Origin of the sequence: Catenibacterium faecis, assembly GCF_014306455.1 — a bacterium.
GTDB lineage: Bacteria > Bacillota_I > Bacilli_A > Erysipelotrichales > Coprobacillaceae > Catenibacterium > Catenibacterium mitsuoka_A.
In genome coordinates this window covers 36,586-45,536 of sequence record NZ_JACRWG010000012.1, presented here as the reverse complement: position 1 = coordinate 45,536, position 8,951 = coordinate 36,586, and the positions used below count along the sequence as shown (strand labels likewise).

Here is an 8,951-nt window from a genome sequence, read left to right as displayed (position 1 = left end):
TCTTTATCTGATGGAAGAAGTAGCTGAACATGAACTAGTATCAAAGGAATTTGATACTCCTCAGGAGGCACCTAAGAAAGAAAAGAAAAAGTATATTCCTCCAATGGATCATCCATGGAGAAAATCCATCTTTGCGAATTTTGCCACAAAACAAAAGCACCGTTGTGGTGCTAATGTTTGATTATTTTTGGGACATTATCAATTTCGGTTGACACACCCTTTTACAATATGACAAAATTACCCTTTTATAATATGACAAAAATTAGTCTTTGATATAGTTAAAATGCTTACATGCAGCAGTGATTCCTTCTTCTTCAATATTTGTTGTAATATATTTTGCGACTGATTTAAGTTCTGGTACTGCATTACCCATCGCAATACCGAGTCCTGTTTCTTCAATCATTTCTATATCATTACGTCCATCACCAAAAGCAATGGTATCATCAATACTTCTTCCTAGTTCCTTCACTAATTCTTTAATTCCTACTGCTTTAGATGAACCCTTAAGGGTTAAATCAAAAGAACGATCACTTTGATGTCTCTGTACATCAAAATAAGGACTTAAAGCTTCTACCATGACTGGAATATCATCCTTAGAATTGACTACTATCATACCAATATAAGTTTCTATATTCTTATAATCAAATGTATCAATGATTGTTTCTTCCTTCATGCCCCAGTTATTTGCGAATGCCTGGTGAACTGGATCTTCAGAATCTCTGACATATATAAAATCATTACCTTCAAAATAATAGTTAAAATGATGTTTTTCACATAGATCCATAGTAGCTTTAATCGCTTTGGCTGGTACAACATTCTTATAGACACATTTGCCTTTATATTCTACATAAGCACCATTACATGTAACATAGCCTGAAAATGGATACTTCATAACACCATCCACAATAAAACATTTACATCTACCTGTTGATAAGAACACATCATGTCCTTCTTCCTTTAGTTTATCTAAAGTACGGATAGTTTCAGGTGTGATTTCATATATATCCTGATTACAATCAATAAGTGTCCCATCTATATCAAAAAAGAATAATTTATTCATATTACAATCTCCTTTTCTAGCAAGTACTCCCATTATATCAAATGTATATAGAAAAGAAACTACTTAAGATAAGTCTCACAAAATCTTTAATAAGCGATAAAAAAAAGATGGGTATTTCTACCCATCTCACTAACATTCTCCATTAAATACTTCTGGAAGGAATACTTTATGTGTTTTACTTCTATGTCTTACAATTACATAAGTAAGAAGTACAGATACAACAAGTAAACCAACGAAGAATAAGATTTCTGTTGTAGGAACTGCAGTTGCATTCGCAATAACTGATCTAAATCCATTTACACTATATGTGAATGGTACAAATGGATGTAATACTTTATACCAATGTGGTGCAGTTTCTAGTGGATAAGTACCAGCAGAAGCACCAAGGTTAAATACCATGAAGATTAAAGCAATAAATTCACCGATACGACCAAATGCGATTGCAAGGAATGCGATGAATGCCATAAAGGCAAGTGATAATAAGAGCATGAATGCGATACATAATCCTGGTCTAGCAGGAGTGAATCCACAAAATCCTCTTAAGCTGAAGTATAAGATTAATGCCTGTACAATTGATAATGGAACCATGACTGTAGCTTTTGCAAGTAAGAACTTAACTGGGCTATCTGTAGTAGTCATACCCTTACCAAATGGATACATTAAGCTTAATGCCATACATGCAACATATAAAGCAACACTCATCATATAAGGTGCCATTGCATGACCATTGTTTGGCATGTTAGTTATTTCTTTCTTTTGTGTATCTACTGGAGTAGACATCTGTTTGTATGTCTTGTTAGTAGATTTGATATTACTCTTCCTAGAAGCATCTTTTAAGCTGCTTGTAAGTGTATTAGTTCCATCACCAATAGTAGTTAATCCTTCACCTAATGTTGCAGATCCTGCTGCTAACTGGTTAGATCCAGAACTGATCTTTAATGCACCATCAGCTAACTGAGAAGCACCACTATTTAATGTTTTATTGTTTGAAGCAAGTGTACCTAAACCATTATTTACCTGTTTAACGCCACCTGTATAAGTCTTTAAACCACTCTGTAATGTACCTAAGCCTTCATCAATCTGGCTTACTGCACCAACCATACCAACTGAATTAGAAGTTCCCTTCATATTAGCCTGTACTGTTTTTAAGTTAGATACTAATGAATTAACTGCTGAGTTGTTGGCAGTGGCTAATTGTTGTGAACCAGCTAATAATTCCTGTGTCTTTGCATTCGCTGTTGACTGATTCTTTAATACTTCCGCATTACCATAAAGTAATGTAGTTAACTGTTTTAAATCACTTGTATTTAATTTATTTGTTAACTGAGAAGCTACCTGTCTTAATGTCTGTGCCTGTGTGGCATGACTTGTTGCCTGCAACATTAACTGTTGTGCTAGTAGAGGCTGAGTTGCCTGTAAACTTTCTGCCTTTGCCTTTTCTGCTGCAGCTAATTTATCTAGCTTATCCGCATTTGTATTCATAGTACCAATTGTAGTTGCCATTACAGAAACCATACTATCTAATTTTTTAGCTGCCTGTAAGTTGTTTTCTACTAAATTGTTATCATCAATACCTGCCTGAATCTTAGTAAGTGCTTCTGATAACTGTTTTGAACTTTCGTGCATTTCGTTATTCTTCTGAGTTAATGTATTTAACTGTTCAGCGTTCTGATTCAAACCATCAGATAACTGTTTTTCAGCAGCCTTCACAGCACTTAATAACTGTGAGCTACCAGACTTTAATTGAGCAGCACCATTATTTAATGTAGCACTGTTGTTATCTAACTGCTGTGTACCCGCTTTTGCAGTAGATACACCTTCTGTATAGGCACTTAATCCTTTTACTAAAGAATCAGCACCATCATTGAACACTAATGCGCTTGAAGCAAGAGTATTCAAGTTTTCTGTGATAGTCTTATTACCTTCACTTGCAGTAGCTACACCATCACTTAATTTCTGTGAACCATCTGCAGCTGTATTGAAACCTTTACTTAATGTTTTTACATTCTTGAATAAGATCTTTGAATAAGTCTTAGTCACTGTTGATGAGATTTCAGCTTTTACTTTAGCCATAGCTGAATCATCCATCTTAGTCGCAATGTAGTTTGTCTGTGGATTTGTAGTATATGTGAGCATCATTGTCTGTGGATCATCATCCAATAATGTCGTCGCATTTTTAGAGAAGTTTTCAGGAATAGTAATTACCATGTAATAATTTCCATCTTTTAAACCTTTCTGTGCTTTTGTTGATGAAACAATATTGAAATCCATTGAATCATTCTTTGATAGTTTATCACTTAGCTGTTTACCAATATCCATAGTAGAACCATTATATTTAACTTCTTTATCCTTATTTACAACGGCTACTGGAAGCTGATCCGTTTGACCATATGGATCCCACATAGAACCTAAGAAAACACAAGCATAAATCATCGGAATGATCATGATTGCACAAAGTACAATTTTAAGCCATGTACTTTTCGCAATGTTTTTCCATTCTGCTTTAATCATATTACCCTTTCCTTTCTGTCATCTTCCTAATGACTAGTAGTCATTTTAGTTGACCGTTAGTCATTTATCAATTTACAAATAAGGTCATTTGATAAAAAAACATGATGTAAGCGTATATCATTTTTTAATAAATATAAAAAAAAGACTGCTGACATAAGTCAACAGTCTAATGAACTAAAATTATTCAATGATTTCAGTTACGTTACCAGCACCTACAGTACGTCCACCTTCACGGATAGAGAACTTAGTACCGTTTTCGATAGCGATTGGGTGAATTAATTCTACAGTGAATTCTACGTTATCGCCTGGCATAACCATTTCAGTTCCTTCTGGTAATTCGATAACACCAGTAATATCAGTAGTTCTGAAATAGAACTGTGGTCTATAGTTACCGAAGAATGGAGTATGACGTCCACCTTCATCCTTAGTTAATACATAAACATGAGCGTTGAATTTCTTATGTGGATGTACTGAACCAGGTTTAGCTAATACCTGACCTCTTTCGATCTGGTCTCTGTTGATACCTCTTAAAAGAACACCAATGTTATCACCAGCTAGAGCGTAGTCAAGTAACTTTCTGAACATTTCGATACCTGTAGCAACAGTCTTCTGAGTTTCATGGATACCAATGATTTCAAGTTCATCGTTAAGGTTTAACTGACCACGTTCAACTCTACCAGTAGCAACTGTACCACGACCAGTGATTGTGAATACGTCTTCAACTGGCATTAAGAATGGCTTATCAGTTTCACGAGCTGGATCTGGGATATAAGAATCCATAGTGTCTAATAATTCATGGATTGCAGGAGTCCACTTTGGATCACCTTCAAGAGCCTTTAATGCAGAACCACGGATGATTGGAGTGTCATCTCCTGGATAGTCGTATTCAGATAATAAATCACGAACTTCCATTTCTACTAAGTCGATTAATTCTTCGTCATCAACCATATCGCACTTATTTAAGAATACGATGATGTATGGAACACCAACCTGACGAGATAATAAGATATGTTCTCTTGTCTGAGGCATAGGTCCATCAGTTGCAGCTACTACTAAGATAGCACCATCCATCTGAGCAGCACCAGTGATCATGTTCTTGATGTAGTCAGCATGGCCTGGACAGTCAACGTGTGCATAGTGACGATGAGCAGTTTCATATTCAACGTGTGCAGTGTTGATTGTGATACCACGTTCTTTTTCTTCTGGAGCAGCATCGATTGCAGCATAGTCCATAGCTTTAGCCTGACCTTCACTAGCTAATACAGTAGTGATAGCAGCTGTTAAAGTTGTTTTACCATGGTCAACGTGACCGATAGTACCAATATTTACGTGAGTTTTCTCACGGTTAAATTTTTCCTTAGCCATTTAAGGTTATCCTCCTATATAATTCTAAAATTTTACATAACTATTTTAATAGATTTTATTGAGAATTGCAATAAAAATCATAGTTATTCTTATTTTACGCCGTTCTTTTTAATGATTTCTTCCTTGATTGATTTAGGAACAGGTTCATAACGGTCGAACTGCATTGTATAGTTACCACGACCCTGTGTGAATGATCTTAAGTCTGTTGCATAACCGAACATTTCAGCTAGAGGTACAGAAGCTTCAACCATTACAGCATTTCCTCTTTCTTCCTGACCATCGATCATACCACGTCTAGATGAGATATCACCCATAACGCTTCCTAAGTATTCAGAAGGTGCAGTTACTTCTACCTTCATGATTGGTTCAAGGATTACTGGAGCACACTTCTTACCAGCAGCTTTTAATGCCATAGAAGCAGCTACTTTATATGCCATTTCTGATGAATCGACATCATGGTAAGAACCGTCGAATAATGTAGCCTTAACGTCAAGTACTGGGTAACCAGCGATCATACCAGTTTCTAAAGCGTCTTCAAGACCAACTTTTACAGAACCGATATATTCTCTTGGAACTGATCCACCAACAACAGCGTCAACGAATTCAAATCCTTTACCTTCATTAGGTTCGAACTTGATCCAAACGTGACCGTACTGACCACGACCACCAGACTGTTTAATGTATTTACCTTCACATTCAGCAGCCTGAGTAATAGTTTCTCTATAAGCAACCTGAGGAGCACCAACGTTTGCTTCTACATGGAATTCTCTCTTTAATCTGTCAACAATGACATCAAGGTGTAATTCACCCATACCAGCGATGATAGTATCACCAGTTTCAGGGTTTGTAGATGTTCTGAAAGTTGGGTCTTCTTCAGCTAATTTAACTAAAGCTTCACCAAGTTTGTTCTGGTCAGCTTTTGTCTTAGGTTCAATTGCTAATTCGATAACTGGTTCTGGGAATTCCATCTTTTCAAGGATAACGAAATCGTCTTCCGCACAAAGAGTATCACCAGTTGTAGTGTTCTTGAAACCTACTGCAGCAGCGATATCACCAGCATAAACTTCATCAATTTCTTTACGTGTATTAGCATGCATTAATAAGATACGACCAAGTCTTTCTTTCTTATCTTTTGTTGAGTTCAATACATATGAACCAGCAGTTGCAACACCTGAGTATACACGGAAGAAAGTTAACTTACCTACGAATGGGTCAGTCATAACTTTGAATGCTAAAGCTGAGAATGGTTCTTCATCAGATGCATGACGATCAACTTCGTTACCTTCAGCATCTACACCCTTGATTGCAGGGATATCAGTTGGAGCTGGTAAGTAGTCAATTACAGCATCAAGCATTGGCTGAACACCCTTATCTTTGTAAGCAGAACCACAAAGAACTGGGAATAATTCAACAGCGATTGTACCCTTACGGATAGCAGCTTTAACATCTTCGATTGCAGGTTCTTCACCTTCAAGAATCTGCATCATTAAATCATCATCAAATGAAGCAGCAGCTTCTAATAAAGTCTGATGATATTCTTCAGCCTGATCAACATATTCAGCTGGGATTTCTTTTTCGATTACATCGATACCTTCAGCACCATCGAAATAGATAGCTTTCATCTTTAATAAGTCGATAACACCTTCGAATGTATCTTCAGCACCGATAGGTAACTGTAATGCAACAGCATTAGCACCTAATCTTGAATTTAATGAGTTAAGTGACATGATGAAATCAGCACCAGTAGCGTCCATCTTGTTTGAGAAAACAATTCTTGGTACGCCATAAGTAGTAGCCTGTCTCCAAACTGTTTCAGTCTGAGGTTCTACACCTGCTTTAGAGTCAAGTACTGTAACGGCACCATCAAGTACACGTAGTGAACGTTCAACTTCTACAGTGAAGTCTACGTGGCCTGGTGTATCGATGATGTTAATACGATATCCTTTCCAGTGAGCTGTAGTTGCAGCAGAAGTGATAGTGATACCACGTTCTTTTTCCTGTACCATCCAGTCCATCTGAGATCCACCATCATGAGTTTCACCGATTTTATGGATTTTACCTGTATAGTAAAGAACACGTTCAGTAGTAGTTGTTTTACCAGCATCGATGTGAGCCATGATACCGATATTACGTGTTTTTTCTAATGGAAATTCACGAGCCATAATTTTCTCCTTTCAAATACTTTTTCTTTTAATTTATATGTAATAAAGATATTACCAACGGAAATGTGCGAAAGCTTTGTTAGCTTCTGCCATTTTATGAGTATCTTCTTTCTTCTTAACAGCAGCACCTGTACCGTTAGAAGCATCGATAATTTCGTTAGCTAAACGATCAACCATTGTATTTTCGTTTCTTAAACGAGAATAGTTAGTTAACCATCTTAAACCTAAAGTCATTCTTCTTTCAGGTGTTACTTCAACTGGTACCTGGTAGTTAGCACCACCAACACGTCTTACCTTTAATTCAAGTACAGGCATGATGTTGTTGATAGCTGCGTCGAATACTTCCATAGCTGGCTTTCCAGTCTTTTCTTCAACTTTTTTGAATGCTTCATATAAGATGTTCTGAGCAACACCTTTTTTACCATCTAACATGATGTTGTTAATAAGCTTAGTGATTGTTTTACTATTGTAAATTGGATCAGGTAAAACATCTCTTTTCGCAATACGTCCTTTTCTAGACATCGGCAAATTCTCCTCTCTCTATTTTATTAATTTAAAAATTTATTTCTTAGGCTTTTTAGCTCCGTATAATGAGCGGCTCTGCATACGATCTTTAACACCAGCACAGTCCATAGTACCACGGATAATATGGTAACGAACCCCTGGTAAGTCCTTAACACGACCACCACGAATTAATACAACAGAGTGTTCCTGAAGGTTATGACCGATACCAGGAATGTAAGCTGTAACTTCTAATCCATTTGATAATCTAACACGGGCATATTTACGTAATGCTGAGTTAGGCTTCTTTGGTGTCATTGTAGCAACACGGGTACAAACACCACGCTTCTGAGGTGAATTATCATTAGTTGGTCTTTTTGCTAATGAGTTGTAACCTCTATTTAAAGCTGGAGACTTACCCTTTTTAGTCTTTTCGCTACGTCCTTTTCTTACTAATTGGTTAATTGTAGGCATGATTTTCTCCTTTCTAATTCTAACACACAATTCCGGGTGTTTCACAAATTTGTTTTTATATATGTGCCCTCATCGGACACCTTTGTCAGTATATGACAAATAAAAGTCCTCGTCAACTACTTTTTTTAGTTTTTTTTATCAATTTTTTTTTTAGTTTTTTTTATCAATTTAATCCAAATGCCATCCACCATCTTCATGATAGATCATCTGTTTAGTCATTCCACCATCAATACAAATATTCTCACCATTGATGAATGTTGCTTTTGACGAACATAAAAATAAAACCATAGAGGAAATATCTTCTGGATTCCCTACTCTTCCTACTGGCTGTTGATAAGCATCAGGCCCTGTATATGTATTCCCGTGAGTATCAATCCATCCTGGCGAAATAGAATTCACTCTCACTTTTCCACTTAGACTCATCATTAATGCGTGTGTAAGGGCTGATATGCCACCTTTTGCTGCAGTATAGCTTTCTGTATTAGCCTGACTCATTCGGTCTCTAGAAGACGAAATATTGATGATTACGGCATCGCCATTAAAATACTCTTTAAATAGCTTAGTTAAATAGAATGGTGCAGTGACTCCTACAGACAATGCATATTGAAATTCTTCATAGCTACATTCATCAATACCTAGCATGAGTGGTAATGCATTATTTATTAGATAATCTATATGTCCATGTTTATCTAATACATAAGATACAAATGATTCTAGAGTTTCTTTACTCGCAATATCTCCTACATAGTGATTTCCTTGTACTTTATCAATTATTTCTACAAAAGCACCTTGTTTTTTGAAATCTTCTGCTATTGATTGTCCTATTCCATGTGCCCCACCTGTAACAACTACAACTTTATCCTTAAACTCCATAATTT

At 36.3% G+C, this 8,951-nt stretch carries 7 protein-coding genes and 1 pseudogene; 1 reads left to right on the top strand and 7 read right to left on the bottom strand.

What is annotated here, in order from left to right:
• Nucleotides 1-181: pseudogene (locus H8909_RS04590) on the top strand (ISNCY family transposase); the annotation flags it as partial.
• Nucleotides 182-262: 81 nt separating this feature from the next.
• On the opposite strand, the gene H8909_RS04585 reads toward H8909_RS04590, so the two are convergent.
• From H8909_RS04585 to H8909_RS04555, 7 genes are all read right to left on the bottom strand, one after another.
• Nucleotides 263-1,060 carry a Cof-type HAD-IIB family hydrolase gene (locus H8909_RS04585; RefSeq protein ID WP_187012013.1) on the bottom strand — a complete coding sequence of 266 codons (798 nt, stop codon included), beginning with the start codon at nt 1,058-1,060 and terminating at the stop codon, nt 263-265.
• Between the two features lie 129 nt (nt 1,061-1,189).
• Nucleotides 1,190-3,571 (bottom strand): YhgE/Pip domain-containing protein, encoded by a 2,382-nt coding sequence (locus tag H8909_RS04580; protein ID WP_187012012.1) that lies wholly within the window; start codon nt 3,569-3,571, stop codon nt 1,190-1,192.
• A gap of 180 nt (nt 3,572-3,751) precedes the next feature.
• Nucleotides 3,752-4,936, bottom strand: a complete 1,185-nt coding sequence (gene tuf / locus H8909_RS04575) for an elongation factor Tu (protein ID WP_187012011.1) — start codon at nt 4,934-4,936, stop codon at nt 3,752-3,754.
• Nucleotides 4,937-5,025: 89 nt separating this feature from the next.
• Entirely contained in the window at nt 5,026-7,098 is a 2,073-nt protein-coding gene (fusA, locus tag H8909_RS04570) for an elongation factor G (protein ID WP_187012010.1), read from the bottom strand.
• Nucleotides 7,099-7,149: 51 nt separating this feature from the next.
• Nucleotides 7,150-7,620, bottom strand: coding sequence for a 30S ribosomal protein S7 (gene rpsG, locus H8909_RS04565; RefSeq protein WP_006505720.1), 471 nt, complete (start codon nt 7,618-7,620; stop codon nt 7,150-7,152).
• 39 nt (nt 7,621-7,659) lie between these two features.
• Nucleotides 7,660-8,073 (bottom strand): 30S ribosomal protein S12, encoded by a 414-nt coding sequence (gene rpsL / locus H8909_RS04560; RefSeq protein ID WP_022425216.1) that lies wholly within the window; start codon nt 8,071-8,073, stop codon nt 7,660-7,662.
• Between the two features lie 168 nt (nt 8,074-8,241).
• The gene (locus H8909_RS04555; protein WP_187012009.1) at nt 8,242-8,946 is read right to left on the bottom strand and encodes an SDR family oxidoreductase; all 705 of its coding nucleotides are present in this window, start codon (nt 8,944-8,946) and stop codon (nt 8,242-8,244) included.
• Nucleotides 8,947-8,951: the final 5 nt, after the last annotated feature.